Genomic DNA, 22,894 nt, shown 5'->3' on the forward strand with positions numbered 1-22,894 from the left:
CTATTCGCCCCTTCTCACTTTAACCTGCAAAAGCAGATACACTTTCATTCTCAGCAAACGAAAAATCGATCATTCGACTTACCGAAAACAAAATAGGAATTGCCAGATTAACGGCGCAGACCTAGAGCAGCAATCAAATCGCTATAACGTGTAGTGTCTTTACCTTTAAGGTAATCAAGCAGCTTACGACGCTGGTTAACCATACGGATCAGACCACGACGGCTGTGATGGTCATGTTTATGAGCTTTGAAGTGAGTCTGTAAATCATTGATTTGAGCAGTCAGCAAAGCTACTTGAACTTCCGGTGAACCTGTGTCGTTTTCAGCACGAGCAAATTTAGCAACAATCTCTGCGCGATCTTGATTTGTTAAAGCCATTCGATTTCTCCGAGATGCTTTGAAAAGAGTTTTGATACCTACCAGTTTGACCGAGCCAAACTGACTGCCGTGCATCACTACAGCAAGCGTCATATTTTAAGCGAAAAACGCTCTAATTGCAAAAATTGCAGGCTGTTTTTCTGATTTAACCCTTTACCCTGACCGATTTATGATTTTTCTCCGCCTTAAATTTTTTATGAATATCTCTTATGTTTTATAAAATTGAAACTCACAGAATCCCTTAATTATTTTAGTACTTTATTAAACTTTTTAAAGATAATATATTTTGCCAATTCTAAAAATAATTATTTAAAAAAAGCCCAAGCTAGGCTTGGGCTTTTTTTGCGCTGTAGTTTCTTCTTTTCTCGTTATTATTCTTTAATTTATAGTTGTTCTTAACTTCTTTAAGCCAATGTTATTCTGAATGAATTAATAATGTCCTGTATATAATTGTATATTTCCTTATGTGTAATATTTTGTCAGATCTAATTATGTATAAAAGTCGTATTTTACGTATCAATATGTAAGCTAAAACCTACAAATGAGTAAATTTTATCTATTGGTGTATTTATGGTTGAGTCCCTTTGACATTTTAACAGGCAATAAAAAAGCCTTGTAGTCTCTCCCAAAACTACAAGGCTTAGCGGCTGTAAGTTTCCTCTTTTTCACTTACTTCATGCAAGTTCGCTGTCATTCGACTGATTATAGTTATAATGCGATTATTGCTTAGCTTTCCGTGCTAGGCTTTTTATGTGAAGCCATCATCTCAGAAACTCTGCATTAGCTCTAGGCGCTAATTTCTCGAATTGATGTAAGCAAAAACTTACAAGAAGGCTTATTATTAACTTTTATTTCACAAACTTAGTTTTCTATTAATTTTACTAACCAATCCACTTTTACGGGTGGTTTTTACTGTTAAAGACTGGACAAATGCTTCCGGGTCTACTAGTAAACTCACTACTTTCTTAGCTCGAGTAATGGCTGTATAAATCAGTTCCTGACTTAACAAGTTTTTCGCTGTCTGGTCTAATATGACTGCGGTATGAGTAAATTCTGAGCCTTGTGACTTATGGATAGTCAGCGCAAACGCTGTTTCAATATTTTTAGGTAGCCGTGTGGCAGCCACCCATTTGTTCAGACTGGGAAAATAAACTTCAAACTGGTCAGGATGCTCCCGATGTCGAACACAGATACCGATATCACCATTTGAAAGCCCCAGCTGATAGTCGTTATAGGTCATCATAACTGGACGGCCAATATACCAGTCACCGACTGCAATTGTTTTCAAAGCCTGATTCAGCCACTGTTTAGCATACTGATTAAGTTTCTCAAGCCCTAATGCCCCGTGTCGGGTAGCTGCAAGCAGTCGGTAATGGTCAAATGCCTGAACCAGAGGTTTGACTGTATCCTCAGAAGTTTCTTCTGCCTGTAAATAATTTTTAAGTGCTTTAAGATAAGGTAAATAACCCTGCATCAGTTTTTCATAAAATTCTGTCCAATTCAGGCTTTGAGCTGAAGCAGGCAAGAATTCAAGTTGTACCTGATCCTGCATATCATGACTTAATGTAATAGCTGAAAGTTGGTCAGCCGGTACAATCTGTTGCTGGAAATAATCCAGAATCTCTGTATGAGGTTTTCCAGCTTGAAACTGCTGGATAAACTTGGCCATTTTTCCAATAAGTGCATCTTCTGTAAAACGACGGCTATTTACCAGATGGACCCGATGTTCCGCCAAGGCAGGAATCTGTTGCAGGTCAGCAAGAACCGAGCCTACTTCAACTGAGGCTAACTGCTGAGCATCTCCAAGTAAAATAAGCCGGCAGTGATCTGGTATAGCCTCAAATAGTAAGGTTGCGAGTTCCAGGTCAAGCATAGAAGCTTCATCAATAACGATAACATCATAAGGTAACGGCTGCCGGCTATGAAAACGCGGTTGCTGGTTTTGACCCAGCCCAAGCAGCCGGTGAATGGTTTGAGTAGTCTGCATTTGCAGGCTCTGTGTGATCAAACCAGATTCCAGCAGTTTAGGATCTTGAAAAGAATGGCGTAGTGCTTCCTGCATACGCTGGGCAGCCTTTCCCGTAGGCGCTGCCATAGCAATACGAATATCAGGAATAGCCTGGTTAAGAACCGCGATAATACGTGCCAGTGTATAGGTTTTGCCTGTTCCCGGTCCGCCAGTAATAATACTCAGTATTTTTCCGGCAACCATTGTCAGGGCAGATTTTTGATATTTATCTTGTAACAGCCCCGAATAGGCTGTCAGGTCAACCGGAGGAATCTGCTGCTGCCACAGGCGTTCAATCTGCTTTGCCAGTCGGGTTTCCAAGGTCCAGTAGCGGTACAAGTATAATGAGCTACCATCAAATATAAATGGCGCAACCGGCAAGTGCTCCTGCTGCTCAAATCCTACTAGATTATTTAAAACCTTGACCTGATCCTCGGTAGCTTCAATACAGCTATTGCCCTGCTGAAGAGTCTCGAGAACCTGGACAATTATATTAGTAGCATTTTCATGTTTTTCACCGTCATGAAAAGGGGTCTGTGCAATAAAACTGCTCCATGTACTGATCCATTGCTGTTGGGAGTTTTCATGAAGCTGTTTATTTTCCACACAGTTATCCTCATAGTTATCTACAGAGTTATAAACAAATTTATCCACAAGTTAAGTTTTTGTTTATAAAATATTTCAAATAACTTATTAAGCAATTTTACTCATTTTATCTTCAATAAAATAACCTAATAAAGCATCAAGTCGCAGGATAAATTCTGTACTGGGTTTCCAGTAATACACGCCATGATCCGGTTGACCGTTCATGCCACGCAGATAGAGATAGCTTGCTCCGCCCAGATCCCGGCTGATCTCGTAATTTTGCATCTGTATACTCAGATAACGATGCAGTGCAACCAGATAAAGACCAGCCTGTAACCAATAACTTGAATGTGACATACTGGCTCGGATTGAGGCATGATTATAGTCTGACTGATCACTACCCAGAAAATTACTCTTATAATCGGCAATATGATACTGATGACCATCAAAATAAACCAGATCGATGGAACCATTCAGATAACGCGCGGATTCGGCAGGATTTAGTTCAGGCATATCAATCCCGTATTCAGCAAATAGCTGGTGAATTCGCTGAATTGCCAGTACATGATCTGAAAGTGCCAGACAAAATGGAAATTCAGCCAAATGCTGTTCCGGTTGTAAATGCTTTAACTCAAAACCTGCGTGTAACGGAGTCCCAAGTACTTGTTGGAGCCACTCTGCCAGCCAGTTTAACAGTAGCTGTTCATCTTCTGCCTGTTCGGGAAAATCCCGCTGATATTTATCCCGTAATTCATTCCACAGTCCACTATAATCATTTTTAAAACGGCGGCGGATTTCCAGTATCCAGTCTGCCGGCTCCTGAAAATCAATATGCTCAAAAATCTCATGCAGGAAATTACCAGCTACAGTACCCATCGGAAAGTTCTGTTTGATCCAGCTTAAGGGCTGGGTTGCCGGTAAGTACGCTTTATCTACTACATGCAACTCGTCTTCGGCACTTTCTGGTCGCTTTACTTCATTTGCAAGCGGATCAAAGATTTTTCTAGTTTTGAGATGCTGCGCCAGATAGCTAAAGCTGGTTTTGGCCCGAGGATAAAAACGCTGCTGGGGCAGATTCAAGGCTTGGACACTGATTTGCTTTGAGACCGAACTGGCAGAAACTTTTGCCGGTAGCTGCTCTAGAAGCGGCTCATCCATGCAGTGAGGATGTACAAAAGGTTCTGCCCGATTACGCCAGAAAGCCAGGCTGTGCCTGGCTTTACCTTCAGTATCTTGCAGCATGGCATAAACACGGTGACTGGCGCGGGTTAAGGCAACATACCAGAGACGACGGTTTTCTGCTGCTGCACGTTCCTGATGCTGGTTTACTGCATTTTCATCTAGCAGGTTTTTGTCTGCTACCGCAATAACCCGCTGCTTTTCAAGCTGACCTGTTACAGGGTTTAACTGCTCAACTGTAGAGAAATTCAGGGTTTTATTCATTTCCTTAAATGCTTTGTCAGCACCCAGCAAAAATACCACCTTAAATTCTAGTCCCTTTGACTGGTGAATGGTCATCAGTTGTACACCTGCTTCATTAGACAGGCGTCGTTCCAGTTCCCATTCTCGTTCGCTTGGTGACTGTAACTGTTTAAAATACCAATAATACAGATTCTTGGCACCCGGATAAATTTCGCTATGTTGGCTCAGTACTTCGGTTAAATGCCGCAGATTTACCACAGCCCTTTCGTTATCTTTACTGGCAATGGCTACCAGTTTCTGCCAGACCTGAAAATGTTGCAGACAGTACTGCCAGGCACTCAGGAAACCACGTTCCAGCCATAATTCACGGATATCATCAAACTTGTGTATAAAACTGCTCAAACCGTCAGTGCGCTGCTCCAGCTCGACCAGACTTTGCAAATTAAAATCGAGTAACCGGCTCAGTAAAGCCCGTTTAACCTTACCCTCATCATACGGATGCATGATAGCCGTCAGCAGTGCTCCAACATCACGGGCCACTTGGCAGTCAAATACGCTACGCTTAGAGGGCCGGTTAACCCGGATACCTAAAGACTCTAAAGCATACTGGGCTTTGTCTAGCCCATCATGATTCTTGGACAGGATAGCAATATCATTTTCATTTAAAGGACGCTGACCGCCTGACTCGTCAAATAACAACTCTCTGGCTATACCATGATTTAATAATTGACGAATCTTCCAGGCAACCTGTTCGGCCTCTTTGTTTTTATCGCCAAGCTGGACCCAGCGTAGTGGACAGTAGTTTTTACGCTGCTGGTCGGTCAAAGGCGGATGTTGACGTGCTCCTGCCTGAATCGGAGTATAAATAACCTCTTCACCAAAGTTGACTTCACGTTGAAATAGCGCATCGACCACTTCTACCAGTTCAGGAACTGAACGGTGGTTTTGTCTTAAGGTATAGAGTTTACCCTGTTTGATTAAAACATCCTGCCGGGCCTTGATATAAGTCAGCATGTCTCCGCCCCGGAAACCATAAATTGCCTGTTTTGGATCACCGACCATAATCATACAGCTGTGCTGATGTCGCTGTGGATGCCGCCAGATACTGGCCAGCATATTATCTTGATCCTGATTGGTATCCTGAAATTCGTCGACCACAATCAGAGGATAACGGGCTTGGACATACACTGCAAAACGCTGGCCTTGTTCACCCTGCAAAGCCTCAGCCAAAGTCCGGATTTGCTGTGAAAATGTGGTTTCCCCACGCTGCTGCAGTAATTGTGGAAGGCGCTTACGCACTTCCTGACTAATATAAAACTGTAAATAGGTATCTAACCGGGAAAGATCAGTTTTTAAATTGGCTACACATTCGCAAAACCGGCGCAGTCCTTGGATAATCTGATGATTTTCAAAATATTCCAGTACCTCGGCAGCACATTTGTTCAGAACCTTTTTTGTGGCCAGATCTGTAATACACTTAAAGATATCGGTCCAGTGCGCTGCAAATAAGGCATAAGAACGCTGGGTATGTAAAGCCTTAATAAAATCTGGCAGATTCTGACACAGCGTTGTTTCCATTAACTGCTCAGTCCGCCATTTTTTTCCGACTATACTATTGTGCTGTCCATCTGCCCGATAATAATCGGCCAGCCCTTCTACTAAAGATAGATCCAATTTTAATAAGAGATCCAGCTCCGCTTCAAACTGTTCCAAATCCATGACTGGCGCGGCAACAGGCATAAACTGGGCTGAAGAGAAATTCAGGCTGTTTTCTACAATCGCCAGATAACCGTCAGTATTTTTGAGCTGTTTGCTTAACAGTAAATAGTCAATCAAGGGCTGCGGCTGAGCTTGAATCCACTCTCTTAAAATGTCATGGACGATTTGCTGACTATAGGCCTTAGCATCTTCAGTTAACTGTGCCCCTTCAATTTTGCCACTTTCAAAGGCAAACTCACGCAGCAATTTTTGGCTAAAACTGTCCAGCGTACTGACAAACAGTTCATCCAGCTGGTCTATGACCAGTTTAAGTCGTTCACAGACATAACCAACCTGTGTCGAAAATTGTTTACAGAGCACCTGATACAGGGGATCTTTTTCCTGTTCTGCCTTATACAACATTTCAATTTCTGTCAAATCCTGACAATCATTAAAATATTGATAGGCTTCTACCAGACGGCTACGAATCCGGCTTTTTAGTTCAGCTGCCGCTGCTCGGGTAAAAGTGGTAGCAATAATCTGGTTGGGGAGATATTTCTCAATAAGAATACGCACTATCAGGCTAGACAGGGTATAAGTTTTTCCTGTGCCAGCCGAGGCCTCGATCAGATGCAGGCCAGAGAAACACATATCAGCAATCGGATATTCCGAAATAGCCTGTGGCTCATTCATGTTGTTTCAACCCGCTGATATTCAAAAATAGGTGCATATAACTCATAAGAGAAAGTTTTACAGCAATGCTCCAGTAAGGCAGTGGCGTCCTGTTCCTGCAAGATAAACTGCCAGTCACGGTGGAGCCGTACCGCTTCATTTTCTGTTGCGGAAAATGAACCGTACTGATGGGTTTCATTCCAGTCTTTTAACAGCGTATCAAAATTATTAATGACTTTCTGGCCAGCTTCATTTTCAGTCCATTCATGCTTTTTACCCTTTTCAGCCACACTTAATATCAGGGCAGCCGGTAAAACCAGCGGCTGGCTTTGGCCATATTGCCAAGCCTTAAACCAAGGATCAAGCAGCTTTCGTGCTTCCACTGAACAGACACCCGCACAGATTACAGTCTGGTCACTGAAGACGACCACACGCTGTAATTTCCGGCTTGTCTCTTCTGACTGGTTCAGATAAGCCAACCATAAAAGATATTCAAGCCAGACTTTGGCCCGGCGCTTAGCCCGTGCACTAGATGGCTCCATACTGACCCAGTCAGTCATAGCTGCTTGAGGAATATTAATCTGCATATGCAGTTCAGCACTGACCTTCCACATCTGCTGGGTGACTGGAGTGACCTCGGGTGCATAACGTTGCAGACGAGCCTTTAAAGTTTCCTGTTCAGCCAGGCTGATCTGCCAGGTACTATGTGCCACTTTTCCAACCGGTAGCTGGTGCATCAGTATTTGTGGCTCTTTCACACTATTCTGCTGATAGAGAAAATCTCGAATAGCATAGCGGCCTAATCCATCCAGTATTAAGGGTTCATGCTGGGCTGCACTTTCACTCGAACTCAGATTTTCAATCCCTAAGGTCTTTAAATACAGTCGCGCTGGAAAGATGACATCTTGTATCCATTGCTGGCTATGGAGAACCTGAATATTTTCAGTATTTAGCGGGTATGGTATGTTTGCCCACGGCTGGCGTTGTCCACGCGCCTGTAGTAAGTACTGTGCCACATTAAACCATTGATCCTGATAGCGGATCAGCTTTTCAGTGGCAAAACCAGCCGGGTCAAAAGGTTGCAGGTGATGAACGTGATAAAGCTGCTCAAGCTGTCGGGGTACTTCAATCCCATTTAGGGAAATTTTTTGGTCTATCACCTCATCGGGCTGTTCAGAAGCGACAATCAATGCCAGATGCTGTACAAATTCCTGCAGGGTACTCGATGGCTCACGTACTTCCCCGTCATTAACATCAAAGCCATTATAAAACAGCCATAAATTTTCCTGAGCTAACAGTAATGCATCTAGAAATGCACCCTGATCATCTTCCAGTCGTGAGCGGTCGCCCAGCTGTGGACGCAGTATATCCATCAGGTCAAAAGGTAACCGCTGGCTGCGACTTGGAAACGTGCCACTGTCCAGGTTTAGCATAACTACCAAGCGGTACGGTAAAGGCCGGATTTGCCCGATCTGGCTAAAGGTAATCTGGCCGGTAGGTTCCGCCTGCTCAATCTGGGCATCGAGCGCTGTATTAATTTCTTCAATGAGGTATGCCAGGGGTAAACAGATACCGCGTAAATTTTGCTCTTCTTGCTCACTATAAAAGTTGGCCAGTGTCAGCATTCTAATCTGTTTATGAATAATTTCGCGTACCGGTTTCAGTGCAGTAACGCCCTGTTGTTCAAATTCTGCAATATCTTCATTTAAACGCTGCAACCAGCTCTCAACTACTACTCGTTCTCCCAGCTCATGGCACAGTAGCCAGTCCCGGCGCTGGTCAAAGTCTTGATAAATTTCGATCAGCTTCGCGATCAGCTCAAAGTCACTCGGTTGTACCTGGGCAAAGCTTAGGGTTTCATTAAAAATCGTATGGTCAGGAATAGCAATGCCCAGTGCCAGCCGGTCTAGTGCAAATCTGAATGTAAAACGGAAGTCCTCATCATGCCGGCTCAGGCTATATTGTAAATGCCGGGCATCCAGTCCGCGTTTAAAGCCGGCTGCAGCCAGCAGGACCAGCATACGTTCACTGCGATTGACATCCAGTCCGTAACGCTGTTGGGTTGCTGTCAGATTTAACCAGTCTGAAAATTCTTGCAAGGTGAAGCGGCCACGCACCAGCTGAATTCGTTCCAGAACTGCGCGCCAAGCATTACTGGCATCAAGTTGTGCCACACCGGCAATTTTAATAGGCAGATGAACCTGCCGCTCTCTGGTGGCTGCCTGAAAAATATTAGAATCAGTGCTAGATGTACTGTATTTAGGGGCAACAGCAAAAACACTGCGAATTAAAGGTTCAAGTTCTTTTAGATTAGGTACCAGCACTAAAACATCGCTAGGCCTACGCTGCTGGTCTTTTGAGCTTTGCGAGAGCCAGTAAGTCAGCTGGTCTTTTAAGACTTCAAGCTGACGCAACGAAGAATGACAGACATGAATCTGGATAGAATCATCTGTTGCATTTAGTGGATATCGATGTTTCTGCGGTTCTGCCAGATACAGGATATCTGACTGTAATTTACCCAGCAGATTATCAGGAAACTCGTCAACAAAAGCATCTACCCATTGTCCTTCTTCCCCTGAGGATAAACTCGACAGCAATGAAAAATGGTCACGTGCCTGCTTGCCGAAACGGGTCAGCAGCGGATGACGCGACTCTCTGACTTCCGCATTAAAATGCAGAGTGAAATCCTCAAAAAACTTTTTGATATCGACATCGGTTGCCTGCGGATTTTTACTGATAAAACGCTCTTTCACGCGCAGGTCATAACGCTTTTTCCAGACCGGATCGACACTGTCTGCCCAGTATTCCTGCGAAGGGTTGTAGTGCAGAATGAAGACATCAATATATTGTCCCAAACGGCGCAAAAACTGTAACTGGATCGGTGGCAGATCCAGCAATGTAAATACCACCAGTTGCTGAGGCAAACGTTTAAGCGCCTGCTTGCGCGTTGCTTCCTGTTCCAGCTGTTGCCAGAACTCGGCATCAATTTCCTGCATCAGCTCGAAGTCTTCATGAAATACTTCCTGCCAGAGCCAACGCTGCCAGCCTTCCAGTTCATGTGCTTGGTTCAAGGTAAAGGCAGAGATTTCAGTGCCTGTTGTATAAAATAATGCTTCGATATCAAGTGGCTGGTTCCGTCCCCAGGCTTTTAGCCAGTTGGTTGGACAACGACAAACTTCTGTACACCCTTTTTTAGTACAATAGCCACGGTAAACCATATAGTTGCTGAACAGGCTAGAGACCTGCTCAGCTACCCAGTACAGCATGCCTTGTTTCTTGAGCTGCCGGATGATACCCGGTTCAAGTCCTTCGGCGGTATCGTAAATCCGGCAAATAATCGGATATAGGGGATGCTGCTGATCTAGCTGTAATCTTTCAGCTTCAATAAAAGGGCCCAAGGCCTGATAAACCCGCCACTTCATAATCAGGCGCGGAATATTGGCTTTACGGACCTTATCTTTATCAGCCAGTACCTGCTGATAGGCATACCATTGGAAACCGCGTATACGCTGGTGAAACAGCTGGTTGGCACTAATGCCCTGTTCTTCAGCCATTTTCTGGGTCAGCCACTGCTCGATAGCTGGAGTCGGTACCACAAAGTGCTGGGTTTTCAAGACTTCAAGCGGATGTACTGCCGGCTGGCCCAAGGTAGAAAGCACCCCGTGTACCAATACGTCAATACGCTGGCTTTGAATAACATGAATCCCCATATTCTTTTTACCCTAATAACAAATATTCAAGTTCTGTGCACAAAATCACAAAGATAATTCACTGTACAACATCTGCTGGCCATGTCACTTTTAAATCATCCATGGGTACAAAATTTCTTTGAAATACGTATCTTAATAGTGATTCAATTGGAAAATTAACACTTCACTGAATAAGGTATTCATATAATGAAAATAGACAAGATTCCTGATGCCATTGATCCTACCCTGAATTTAGAACAGATTCGTCAAGAATGTCTGGAACTGGTCAAAAAACGTGCTTACGTATCCGCCGGGGCGGCCGTAATTCCAATTCCTTTTTTTGATGTCGTGATTGACATCGGTATTTTATCGCAATTATTGCCGGAAATTAACCATCGTTTTGGTCTGACCCCTGAACAGATCAGTGTGTATGACGCAAAAACCAAACAAATTCATTGGAATGAGCTGCGTAAACGTGGCGTAGAATTTTCTGGCTTGGTAGTTGCCCGTACTGCGGCAAAGCAGTCATTAAATGGAATGGTCGGTAAAGTATTGACTAAACAGGTGACCAAATTTATTCCGCTCGGTGGTCAGATTGTTGCAGCAAGTCTGGGTTATATTATTATGAAGAAGATAGCCGAAGCACATGTTGAGGAAAGCTATAAAATGGCTAAAAATATTCAGCAGAAAATACAAAAAGCTTAAAAATAATCTCTATAACTCAATATTAAAAAACTACAGGCTGACTAATCAGCCTGTAGTTTTTTCAGAATGCCTTCGAGTACCTGTATACGAGCGGCTTCTTTATTATTCGTCGCAATTACCTGCCAAGGTGCCCATGCAGGACTGGTCCGCTCAAACATGTCAGCAGCAGCTTTTAAATATTCATCCCATTTTTCGCGGTTACGCCAGTCTTCATCTGTAATTTTAAAACGTTTATGTGGTGTATCGGCACGGGCCTGAAAGCGCTTGGCCTGCTCGTCTTTACTGATCGCCAGCCAGAATTTGATCACCAGAGTCTGACTGTCAGTTAGGTCTTTTTCAAAACGGTTAATCTCATCGTAGGCTCGTTGCCACTCTGCCGGTTTGGCAAAACCTTCTATACGCTCGACCAGTACCCGGCCATACCAGGAGCGGTCAAAAATCATAATATCTTCATGTTCATCTAGCTTGTTCCAAAAACGCCATAAGTAGGGTCGGCGCAGCTCGTATTTTTCCGGGGCAGCAATGCTATAAATTGTATATTCACGTGGGTCCAGCTTTTTAACAATCCGTTTAATGGCTCCTCCTTTACCAGCTGCATCCATGCCTTCAAAAACGATTACCACCTGACGTTCATCATGACGTAGTGCCGTTGCAACCTGACGACTTAATTCCTTTAAACGACTCTTATACTCATTTTCTGCCAGTTCTTCATTTTGGGGCTCCAGCAATAGTTGCGGAACAGCTGCCTGTTTCCAGTTAGCTGCTCCATTGTCCTGATGGACTGGCAGGCGTTGCATAGCTTCTAATATAGATTGCGCAAACTGCTGGTCACGGATTTTTTCATCCTCTCCATCAATGATCAGCCAGTCATCAGTAAAACGCTGACGTAACTTTTGCAGAGTCTCATACTGTTTTTTATTGCGCCAGTCCAGCCCATGCAGGCGGTGCCAGTGCAATTCTGAAGCATCGATATTGTCCAGACGCTTTTGCAGATTTTTCCAGGGCAGATCAAACCAGACTTTAACAACCTCGACATGATTATTCTGGAGGTTCTGCTCAAAGGCACGCATATTTTCGATATAACTGTCATACATGCCTTGGTCAAGCGGTTCAGAAACATGCATAGCTGTTGCCAGCAGGTCACTGTACCAGTTCCCGAACATCGCCACAATCTGCCCTTCTGCAGGTATGAAACGACTATATGGCTGCCAGAAAGCCAGCTTGGGGGTCAATAGATGTGGAGGATCAGCCTTGACCTGCAGATAACGTGGATCCACCCATTCACGAAGCTGCTTGACTGCCTCGCCCTTACCAGCCAGCTCAATGCCACTTACCAAAATGACCAGACTTTTAGCCTGCGGTGTTCCCCGGCTTTCCCGCAGGGCATACTGGGCATCGATCAGGGCAAGTGATAACTCATCTTCATTCATCAGTTTAAAAGATCTTTTTTCTTGTCCGGCCATGCGTGCCTCATCATTTCTGTTTTGTTCAATATACTGTGATTTACACTAGCGCCCTGAAACTTAATGTATTATTTGTTTCACTTTATTTAGCGCATCTTTTATAGATTGACTGACTATTTTTTAATAAGTCCAGAACAATGTTGTCATAGCACCTGATTTAAACTCTGGCTATGCTTTTCTTTTTTTATATTTAAACTGGGTTATGTTATCTCATGTCTAAACTCGACGCCCTTGACCAGCTTTTAAAACAATATAATGACTTAAGCTATCATCAGGATCCTGCTTTAAAAAAACGTTTATACGAGGCTCAAGCCTGGCTTAAAGCCCGAATCCAATCTACGCATCAGGGACTTTTTAGTCAGCCACAAAACCAGCTGATGGCTACATATTTTCTAAATCGTCTATATGGCGGACCAGAATTTGATGATCTGGCTAAACAGATTGAACGCTTACTCAAGTATGCACATAAAGCAGAGAAGCTATTGCCTGAAAATGCCATCAGAACCGGATTGAAATCCGTCAGTCTGGCAGTATTGGCAATGCAGCTTGATGAACAGGTGGCTGCACAGCTTCTTGAAGACTACCCGGCTGAGGAGCCTATTAATGATGAAATGATGCGTCTGAAATTAATCAAATTAAATCAGTCAGATGCGCGTTACCATCAACTTGATTTACTTGATGAACTGGGGCTAAATCTTGATAAATACATGCGTTCTTTTGTTATGCATACTGCATTCAAAATGTGTAAAGGCGTAGCGCAAAAATACCAGTTCCAGCTGATGTACGATTTTATTGGGGAGGGGTTTGTGGCTATGAAACCCATGAAATCAGCTGCTGCTTTCATTCATAGTTTTACCGAAAAAGAACGGAAAATCATCGACAATGTTCATTCAGGTAAGGCAGATCCGTTTAAAATATAATCTGTGCTAGAAACCGGATAAAAGATAACTCAACAGATTTTTTCTGTATATTATTCCGAGCAATTACAAGATGAACGCTGTAAAAATAGCGAGAATCTGTCATCATGCAATCTACTGCAAGATTTATTATTTCTGTGTTCAGGAGTGACTCGTATGTCTAATGAAAACCCTACATCCAGCCCAGCCACTGAGTCGGTATCCAATACAGAGAAAGTCAGTCCGTTCTTAACCGAGCCTTTACCGCAAGGTGCACCTCAAGGCCAGCAGCAATCCCTACAACAACAGCTGACTGATGCTTCAACCAATACACAGGTACCTAAATATAACCTGCCACGTGGTGCCAATACCGGCAACGTAGGTGAAGTGACTCACTTTGGCTATAAGAGTGTACGTGCTGAAGACAAGGCACAAAAGGTTGCAGAAGTATTTCATTCGGTCGCCAGCAAATATGATGTCATGAATGACCTGATGTCTTTCGGCATTCATCGCTTGTGGAAGCGTTTTGCAATTAACATGTCAGGTGTGCGTCGCGGCCAGCATGTACTAGATATTGCAGGCGGCACAGGTGATCTGGCTAAAGTTTTTAGCCGTGAAGTTGGCCCTACTGGTCATGTTGTTCTGTCTGATATCAATGAATCCATGCTCAATGTTGGACGCGACCGTCTGCTAGATGCGGGTTGTACTAATGTCGATTTTGTACTCGCTAATGCTGAAACACTGGAACCATTTGCAGATAACAGTTTTGATCTGCTGACTATCAGTTTTGGCCTGCGTAATGTGACAGATAAAGATGCAGCGCTACAAGCCATGTACCGCGTACTTAAACCGGGCGGCCGCCTGCTGGTTCTGGAGTTTTCTAAACCGGTATTTGAGCCTTTTTCAAAACTTTACGACCTATATTCATTTACTGCCCTGCCGCTTATGGGCAAACTGGTTGCAAATGATTCTGAAAGCTATAAATATCTTGCTGAATCCATTCGTATGCACCCGGACCAGCGTACACTTAAAACAATGATGGAAAATGCCGGATTCCAAAACTGTGATTACCACAACCTGACGGGTGGTATTGTTGCGGTACACCGTGGATTTAAACTTTAAAAGGTAGAACGGTATGTGGTCGATTTTAGCACTGGGTGCTATCGAGCGTGTCATTCATCACTGGATTGAGCTGGATTCGCTGACACGTATTCAGCTTAACCAGCTACAAGGCAAAATGCTAAGGGTTGTAATTGCTTCACCGCAGCTGTCTGTAGATATCTGCTTCGATGAAGATGAGGTGCGACTGGAACCAACCATTACCGGGCATCCGGAGCAGTCTTCTGTTTTTGAACAGCGTCCTTTTGATCCAGAACATGCTTTTAGTGAAGCGACAGCAACCTTAAAGGTTGAAAATATAGTTGAACTGGCCAAACTTTTTCTGGCAGAAGAGATCGGTAATATTCCGGTACAAGGTGATTATCGCTTGCTACAGGAGTTACAGCGTATTATTCAGCAGGCCGAGCCTGATCTGGCAGCACATCTTTCCCCATGGATAGGTCCGGCCTTGGCACATGAGCTCGGCAAACTCCAGCTTGCACCTAAAATTTTAAAGCGTTCAATGCAAAGTCACTTCTTTTTTGCCGAAGATGCACTCAAAGAAGATAGCGGGCTATTTGCAGGCCGCTGGGAAATGGATGAGCTACATCACTCTACCCGGCAACTTAACCAGAATATTGACCGTCTAGAAGCACGTCTTCAGCAGCTTCAAGCTCAGCTTTTGTCTCAATCAGTCCAAAAACAAGACTAGGTAACACTCTCTATGATTCCGCACGTTACACGTTTATTCGAACTCTGGCGTATCGCAGCCCATTACAGACTCGACACCCTGGTTCCCGCGGAAGAAATACCTGTCAAAGCCCGTCCTGTACTAAATTTAATCCGCCTGCATCCGGCTGCATGGTCGAGTAAAGAACGTAAAAACCCGCTCAAGCTAAAAGAAGCCCTAGAAGACATGGGGCCATTAGCAATCAAGCTGGGACAACTGCTTTCTACCCGTCGCGACCTGATACCACCCGAGATTCTGGCACAGCTGGTGCTGTTACAGGACAGAGTCAAGCCCTTTCCAGTTGAGGTGGCTAAATCAAGAATCCAGCAATCCCTGAGAGCTGATATATACACCCTGTTTGCGCGTTTTGACGAGCAGCCGCTGGCTGCTGCTTCAATTGCCCAGGTACATACAGCTGCCTTGCACGATGGCCGTGAAGTGGTTGTTAAAGTAACCCGGCCCGATATCCGAGTGCAGATTTTACAGGATTTTGAAATTTTGGCCTGGCTAGGTCATTGGCTGGAAAGCCGGATTGAAGCAGCACGTGCCCTGCATTTATCTGAAATTATCCAAGATTATCGCCAGATTATCCTGAACGAACTCGACCTTACTCTGGAAGCTGATAATACGCGTCGCATGCGTCATTATTTTACTGGCTCTAGCATGATGTATGTACCGGAAGTCTATATGGACAGCCCGGATGTAATGGTTGCAGAGCGTATTACGGGCGTTCCAATCTCAGATACGGCCACCTTTGACCGTATGGGGATGGACCGGGCCGATCTGGCTGAAAAGGGATTAACCATTTTCTTTACCCAGGTATTCCGTGACAACTTTTTCCATGCTGACATGCATCCGGGCAATGTCTTTGTGGAAACTATCAACCCGCAGAATCCACGCTTTATCGCACTGGACTGCGCGATTATGGGTGAACTCTCCAAACATGACCAGATGACTGTCGCACGAATGCTGCTGGCCGTGATGAACAATAATTTTATGCAGCTAATCCAGATTGTGCATCAGGCGGGCTGGATCCCTCCAGGTACGGACCAGGATGCGCTGGCTCGTGAAATGCGCCGTACTGTCGGGCCAATGGTTTCCAAGCCAATGGATCAACTGGACTTTGCTGGCATTCTTATTCAGGTGATGGACATCGCCCGCAGGTTCCATCTGGAAATTCCACCGCAACTGATGCTTTTGCTTAAAACATTAGTTCACGTGGAGGGTTTGGGCACTGACCTGTATCCACAGCTGGATATCTGGAAACTGGCCAAACCCATCCTGACTGACTGGATTAAGGTAAATATGCATCCCGTCAAGAATATTAAGGAAATAGGTCAGCAAATTCCAGACCTGCTACTGGGTGCACAAGATTTACCAAGCTTATTGACTGATAGTCTTAATGGACTAAAAAACCAGTCATCCTGGCATGAAAAGCAACTGCGTGAGTTACAGGGTATGCGCCTGCAAATGGAACACCAGCAGCGACGTAGCTGGATTTTCGGCAGCCTCATAGCTATTTTTCTCAGTATAGCCATCATTGCGCCATGGTATTTATCGGTTTTGCTTATTGCGTTTGCCAGCTTCTTAGCCTTATGGCGGGTAGTAAAATAATTTTTATTAAAGGCAGTGGCGTTAACTAACGCAACTGCCTTTAATACATTTCTAATTCTATCTGAGTTAAAAGCTAAATTTTTTCTGAAAAATTCGATTTACTTTAATCTTAAAAAATTATTCTTCTTACAAAAGGTAGTGTAATAAACAACAATAAGAAACATAAAAACTTAATCTCTCTATTTTTATATAGAAGTAGAATATAATTTATTCTGTTTTGATATTTTTTATTAGAGTTATTCATAATTATTTTTAATTCACTTTCTACTAGGATTTAACAAGATGTTTAATAAAATAGTAAAATATTCACTACTAGCGATTAGTATTTCAACATTACTTAGTGCGTGTGGTGGTGGCAGCAGTGATAATGGAAAAAGTAACAATTTTACTCCACAGACCTTTTCAGGTGTAGCAGTTGATTTTTATTTAAAAAATGCCACTATTTCTTTTGATAACTGTAATAATGTTAGTGTTCAAACAGATGAGACCGGTAAATTTACTTTTACCACCCGGGAAAACTGTAATAACTCTGCCTTGACTATTACGGGTGGTACAGATATGGGTACAGGCTTACCATTCACCGGTACACTAAAACTAAAAAAATCAGATTTTCAAACTTCTGCAGCTAGAAATATTGTTGTAAGTCCATTAACTTCACTTGATTACTATTTAACTCAAGCCGGGCAAACTGGTCAGTTAAATACTATCCTCACTAATCTGGGCATTCAGGATAATCTGACAGCTGACAAACTAAGCAGTTTTGATCCGGTAAAAGATGGAACAGCACATACTGCTGCTGCTACTTTTATCTTACAACAATTGATTAATCAGGCAGAAAATAGTCTTAAAACTTTAAGTAATGCTGATGGCAATCCGGTTATCGATCAGGAAGATAAACAACAAGCAACCCAAATTGCTTTTGCAGCAGTAATTGATGTTTTAAAAACACCGAATCAACCACTGTTTATGAGTAATTCAGTCGAAATTAATCCGGCTGTTATGGGAGCTGTTGTTAATAAAATAGTAGAAAAGGCAAATACTGCTATTAATGACCCTAATGTCCAACTTGATGAAACAGTAGTTGATCAAATTAAGGATAATATTACTGCAGTATCAGTAATCCTAAATGATTTGTTAGCAACCGCTTCGAGTGGTACTAATCTGTTAACACAGGTTCAAGCACCTGAAATTCAGAATAGTCTAAAAGAAAATCTAATGCTACCAAACTATGGTGGCTTTAAGTTAGCTGGCTATTCTGTACAGCAGATTCAGAATTCGTCCAGTACAGCTCCACTTAACTTGAGTTTAAGCAATATTGATTCTGCATTTGGTGTTGACTTTAAACTGAACTATGCAAAATCAGAACTAAGCGATAACTTTAAAGTCGGCTTCAAAATTAGTGGTAAGCGTGCCGGACAAACTGAAAACCTTAATGCGATTGTTGACCGTGTGTACCTTACATTTAATGCGGAAGGTACAGTAAAATCAGCTACAATTCCTAAGGGCACTCAGGTTACGCTTAACTCAACATTGCAAGGCCTAAATCTGCTACAGATCACTACAACAAGCGACATTACTGTCAATAATAATGGCGCTATTTCTCTGATTGCTTTGCTTGAAAAAGCAGATCTTGATGGAAAGAATAGTCAATTGAAGGACTATTATAACCGTTACAAAGCTCAATTACGTACAGGTGATATGCTAGAAAGCAGTGCGTTTATCCTTCCTACTAATTATAATTTTGACCCGACCTTTAATTTAGATCGAGCCCCCATTACAATTAGCAATAAGAGCTTTGAAGCACCAGTACTTACAGGTTACTTTAAGCTAAATTAAAGAATAATTTGAGGGTCAGCTTTTGCGCTGGCCTTTTTTATATTTTTCCATCTTGTGTTTGAGTAAAAATATGAAACTAAGAATAACTGCGCTTGCTGTTGGCTGTATGCTGGTCACGATCACATATGCTGCGCCGAATGATTTATTTTTACAAGCTCGTGAGCTTAAAGATACATCATCTCCACTGAAAGTCACTTTAGGTGCAGATGCAGTAAATGACACCATTGATATATTTGATATCCGTGAAAGTGAAGGTGGCAGCGGTGATCAAGGAGATTATCGCGGCGCTCACATTCAGGCTGACTATCAGCTTAATCCGCAGTGGGGCTTGGAAGGCCGCTATCAATATCGTGAAATTGACTACGATCCAGATACTAATAAAATTCATACAGCACTTTTAGGTGTTCACTATACACCGGAATTGAATCTATCTAGTAAAGATGCGGTAATGTTTCGTGCTAGTATCTGGACTAACCAGTCTGATGATCTTAACAAAACCTCAGCAACCAGATTTTATGGCCAGAGCTTTGAAAAAATTAAGGTTAATAAACCACAGGATTGGCAGTTTCAGCTAGACAGCGTTTTTTCACGAAAACTTGATCCAATGAACCAGATTAATGCTTTTGCAAGTTTGGGTTATAGTCAAGTAGAAGTTGACAGTCTTAACTTTCGTTCACGCTACCGTGGCTGTCTGGTTGATGTAGCCGTACAGTCTGATAACCAGTATAGAGGCAATCTGGCTCAACCTTGTGTCATTGATGGGCTGCTGGTAAACCAGCTTGAAATCAGTGGAAATGCAGAAGAGTACGGTATTGATGTTGATAAAGATCTAAATTATGACAGCATTTACGCCAGTATCGGGGGTTCATGGAACTGGCGTTATAGACAGTTTGAAAGTCAGCTAGGTTATCAGTATCAACGTTTATGGCGTCAGGATATTGATAACCGAGCCAAAGATTTTGGTAATACAGCTATTAAAGATAATCACACTTTAGGTTTAAAGCTGAGTTATGACATTACGCCAAAAGTAAAAACTTTTGTACAGGCTGAACTGTACCAACACAATTTTGTAGGGCAGATTCCATTTTTATATAATGGTATAACTGCATCGCGTCTGGACCGTCGTTATGGCTTAGCTACTTTAGGAGTTACTTTCCACGGATTTTAACCAAATGGGCCATGACATAAAATCTTATGGATTGGCTCATGTGTATTTATTTAAATCTCTATTTTAAGATAAATTTTTTTACAAAAATAATTTAAGTTCTATTCGGCTCTTTTAATTTAATACTTTACCGTTTATCGAAAATAATTTTTAAATTATAAAATAATTTCATTAAAAACAATTATTTGAACTACTAAAGATTTTTTTTACATTAATCTTCCTAAATTAGGAATTATTTAAAAATGTAATTAGGCATGAGTTGCTGTTTTTTTAATCTTTTTTTTTGCTATAACTATTTAAATTAAAAATTACAACACCGAAGGAAGAACTACAATGTTAACTAGAACGATAAAACATTCATTACTGGCAGTAGCGGTCGCAAGCCTTTTAAGTGCCTGCGGTAGCGATAATGATGACAATAATTTTAGCCCACGAACGGTATCAGGTACTGCAGTAGACTTCTATCTAGCGAATGCGACTGTAACTTTTGATGACTGTAATAATAGTAACAATGGTAATTCGGTTACCACCAATGCTCAAGGCCAATTTAGCTTTAACACGACAGCTGCTTGTAATAATTCTGCTATTACTATTACAGGTGGCACTGATACAGCTACTGGTCTTCCGTTTACAGGCACACTGAAGCTTAAAAAGACCGATCTACAAAATACTGCAAGCAACAAAGTTGTGGTCAGCCCCCTTACTTCTCTTGACTATTACCTGACCCAAGCAAATAGAGCTAATCAATTAAGTACAATATTAACCAACTTGAGAATTGATACCTCTTTAGTTAATGCAAACAATATTTCTAGCTTTGATCCGGTAGCAGATGGTGATGCACAAACTGCAGCAGCTAGCTTTATCCTACAGCAACTAGTTACGCATATTGAAGACTCATTAGAAGCAATCAATACGCCTGATGGTGAAAGTGCAATTAGTACTGAAGATGCGACCCGGATTGCTTTTGAATCTATACTTGAACATATTAATGATCAACCAATGTTTGCGAGTCAGTCAGTACAGATTAATGCAAATTTATTAACTGCAATTCTTGAAACAGCAGTAGATAAAGCACAGGATGAAATCACTAACCCCGATGTTGAAATTGATACAGGCATTATTGATCACATTCATACAAATATCACCGCTGTTTCAGAAATACTGAATAATGTTGTTCAGAATGCAGACTCTGGTGAAGCCTTATTGGATGCTATTCAGTCCCCTGTAGTCCAAGATCAATTACAAGAGAATCTACTTTTACCCCAACATAATACTTTTAGCCTTGCAGGCTATAACATAGACCAGTTAAGAGCATCTAGAGCAGATAATCCCCTCAACATTAACTTGAGTAATTTTGAGAATGTACTTTCAACTAACTTCAAACTGGACAACCTCAAGTCTTCAGAAGCAACGGATACATTTAGGTTAGGTATACAATTACTTGGCCAAAGTGGTAATCGGACAGAAAGCTTATATGCCATCTTAAATAATGTGCAAATTACTTTTGATCAAAATGGAAATATTGATTCTGTTTACGTTCCAGCGGGCAGCTCGTTTGCCATCCGCTCTTCTCTGGCCGGTGTTGATGTAGCAGATGTGACACTCAATAATGAAATTTCACTGGATTCAAATGGAGAAATTTCACTGATAGATTTAGTGCGTAACCATCCTGGTATTAATAATTACTATAATCGCTACAGAGAAAAACTTTCTACAGGTGACACTGTACAAACAATATTATACGTGTTACCAAGTACTTATGCGCTTAATCCTAGTTATAGCATGGCCTCAGGAGAAATCACAGTGGGCGAACAGAACTTTAAGGGAGCGGCTGTTATAGGTTATTTCAGATTGAATTAGCCTGTATTAATTCTTTTTAAAAGGCTAGCCACTGGCTGGCCTTTTCTGTTTACATATATTCAGTTTATTACCAAAGTTTATATATATTTTTGATGTGCCTTAAACTCGCTATTTTTACCTTAAAATTTTTATTTTACGCCATAGGATTAAACATTCATGGCGTCTAATCCTGTCGTTTTTTTCTTGGATAACGTTCTTATCTTCCGTGCTTTGCCGTACACTATAGCCTCATAAAAATTCCTGCCGGTCTTTTCACCGGTTCCATCTTTTATTGCGGTGATGTATCCATGAATAATTTGCAGTGGCTCGATGAAGTAAAATTTAACGATCAAGGTTTAGTACCTGCTATTGCACAGCATCATCAGACTGGCCGTGTTTTGATGGTGGCATGGATGAATCGCGAAGCTCTGGCACTTACTGCTGAAAAAATGCAGGCTGTGTACTACTCACGTTCACGTCAGAAACTCTGGCATAAAGGTGAAGAGTCTGGACATTTTCAGACTGTATATGAAATCCGTCTGGACTGTGATGCTGATGTGATTGTTTTGCAGATTGAACAGCATGGAGGAATTGCCTGCCATACTGGACGTGAATCCTGTTTCTATCGAAAACTTACAGCCAATGGCTGGGAAATTGTAGATACCCAGCTCAAAGATCCAGAGCAGATTTATAATAAGAAAACACAGAATACACATACAGCAGTGATGTCTGCATCAAATGCTGCATCCGAACAGGTAGAGATTTTATCTTATCTGGGCGGGATGATGCGTGAGCGTAAAGCAGCTGATCCTGACTCATCTTATGTCGCCAAACTCTACCATAAAGGTTTAAATAAAATTCTGGAAAAAGTTGGTGAAGAAAGTGTAGAAACCCTGCTTGCAGCAAAAGATTTCGCTGCATTAAACAACCAGGACAATCGTAATGATCTGGTCTATGAGATAGCAGATCTCTGGTTCCATACTATTGTAATGCTCGGTTATTTTGATCTTGAGCCGCAATTGGTACTCAATGAACTGGCACGTCGCCAGGGTTTATCCGGACTGGTTGAAAAAGCCAGCCGTCAACATTAAGGCGTT

14 protein-coding genes are annotated in these 22,894 nt (G+C 42.3%); 9 read left to right on the top strand and 5 right to left on the bottom strand.

Annotated elements, in window-relative coordinates:
• Positions 1-107 precede the first annotated feature (107 nt).
• The 4 genes from rpsO to B3R63_RS00110 form a co-directional block, all read right to left on the bottom strand.
• On the bottom strand, positions 108-377 hold the full coding sequence (rpsO, locus tag B3R63_RS00095) for a 30S ribosomal protein S15 (protein WP_005016930.1): 270 nt from the start codon (positions 375-377) through the stop codon (positions 108-110).
• An 853-nt stretch (positions 378-1,230) separates the two neighbouring features.
• Positions 1,231-2,991, bottom strand: a complete 1,761-nt coding sequence (gene recD, locus B3R63_RS00100) for an exodeoxyribonuclease V subunit alpha (RefSeq protein ID WP_286727444.1) — start codon at positions 2,989-2,991, stop codon at positions 1,231-1,233.
• Positions 2,992-3,078: 87 nt separating this feature from the next.
• Positions 3,079-6,783, bottom strand: coding sequence for a UvrD-helicase domain-containing protein (locus B3R63_RS00105; protein WP_286727445.1), 3,705 nt, complete (start codon positions 6,781-6,783; stop codon positions 3,079-3,081).
• Positions 6,780-10,472: an exodeoxyribonuclease V subunit gamma gene (locus B3R63_RS00110; RefSeq protein ID WP_286727447.1), complete on the bottom strand. Its 3,693-nt coding sequence runs from the start codon at positions 10,470-10,472 to the stop codon at positions 6,780-6,782. The genes B3R63_RS00105 and B3R63_RS00110 overlap by 4 nt, the downstream gene beginning before the upstream one ends.
• A 186-nt stretch (positions 10,473-10,658) precedes the next feature.
• Here B3R63_RS00110 and B3R63_RS00115 point away from each other — a divergent pair, with 186 nt between their 5' ends.
• Positions 10,659-11,156, top strand: coding sequence for a hypothetical protein (locus B3R63_RS00115; protein ID WP_286727449.1), 498 nt, complete (start codon positions 10,659-10,661; stop codon positions 11,154-11,156).
• A gap of 41 nt (positions 11,157-11,197) precedes the next feature.
• Here the strand turns inward: B3R63_RS00115 and B3R63_RS00120 are convergent, their stop codons facing one another.
• Positions 11,198-12,619, bottom strand: a complete 1,422-nt coding sequence (locus tag B3R63_RS00120) for a polyphosphate:AMP phosphotransferase (protein ID WP_286727451.1) — start codon at positions 12,617-12,619, stop codon at positions 11,198-11,200.
• A 212-nt stretch (positions 12,620-12,831) separates the two neighbouring features.
• Between B3R63_RS00120 and B3R63_RS00125 the strand changes: the two genes are divergently transcribed.
• From B3R63_RS00125 to hisIE, 8 genes are all read left to right on the top strand, one after another.
• A complete protein-coding gene (locus B3R63_RS00125) occupies positions 12,832-13,539 on the top strand; it encodes an FFLEELY motif protein (protein ID WP_286727452.1) in 708 nt (235 codons plus the stop codon).
• A 153-nt stretch (positions 13,540-13,692) separates the two neighbouring features.
• Positions 13,693-14,637 (top strand): bifunctional demethylmenaquinone methyltransferase/2-methoxy-6-polyprenyl-1,4-benzoquinol methylase UbiE, encoded by a 945-nt coding sequence (ubiE, locus tag B3R63_RS00130; RefSeq protein WP_034683429.1) that lies wholly within the window; start codon positions 13,693-13,695, stop codon positions 14,635-14,637.
• Positions 14,638-14,650: 13 nt separating this feature from the next.
• Entirely contained in the window at positions 14,651-15,325 is a 675-nt protein-coding gene (locus B3R63_RS00135; protein ID WP_005023103.1) for a ubiquinone biosynthesis accessory factor UbiJ, read from the top strand.
• A gap of 12 nt (positions 15,326-15,337) precedes the next feature.
• Complete coding sequence (locus B3R63_RS00140) at positions 15,338-16,957, top strand: ABC1 kinase family protein (RefSeq protein WP_286727453.1); 1,620 nt, start codon at positions 15,338-15,340, stop codon at positions 16,955-16,957.
• 282 nt (positions 16,958-17,239) lie between these two features.
• Positions 17,240-18,793 (top strand): hypothetical protein, encoded by a 1,554-nt coding sequence (locus tag B3R63_RS00145; RefSeq protein WP_286727454.1) that lies wholly within the window; start codon positions 17,240-17,242, stop codon positions 18,791-18,793.
• 70 nt (positions 18,794-18,863) lie between these two features.
• Entirely contained in the window at positions 18,864-19,961 is a 1,098-nt protein-coding gene (locus tag B3R63_RS00150; protein ID WP_265768894.1) for a hypothetical protein, read from the top strand.
• Positions 19,962-20,291: 330 nt separating this feature from the next.
• On the top strand, positions 20,292-21,818 hold the full coding sequence (locus B3R63_RS00155) for a hypothetical protein (RefSeq protein WP_265768893.1): 1,527 nt from the start codon (positions 20,292-20,294) through the stop codon (positions 21,816-21,818).
• 287 nt (positions 21,819-22,105) lie between these two features.
• Positions 22,106-22,888, top strand: coding sequence for a bifunctional phosphoribosyl-AMP cyclohydrolase/phosphoribosyl-ATP diphosphatase HisIE (gene hisIE, locus B3R63_RS00160; RefSeq protein ID WP_286727456.1), 783 nt, complete (start codon positions 22,106-22,108; stop codon positions 22,886-22,888).
• Positions 22,889-22,894: the final 6 nt, after the last annotated feature.

Origin of the sequence: Acinetobacter sp. UBA1297, from assembly GCF_002307755.1 — a bacterium.
GTDB lineage: Bacteria > Pseudomonadota > Gammaproteobacteria > Pseudomonadales > Moraxellaceae > Acinetobacter > Acinetobacter radioresistens.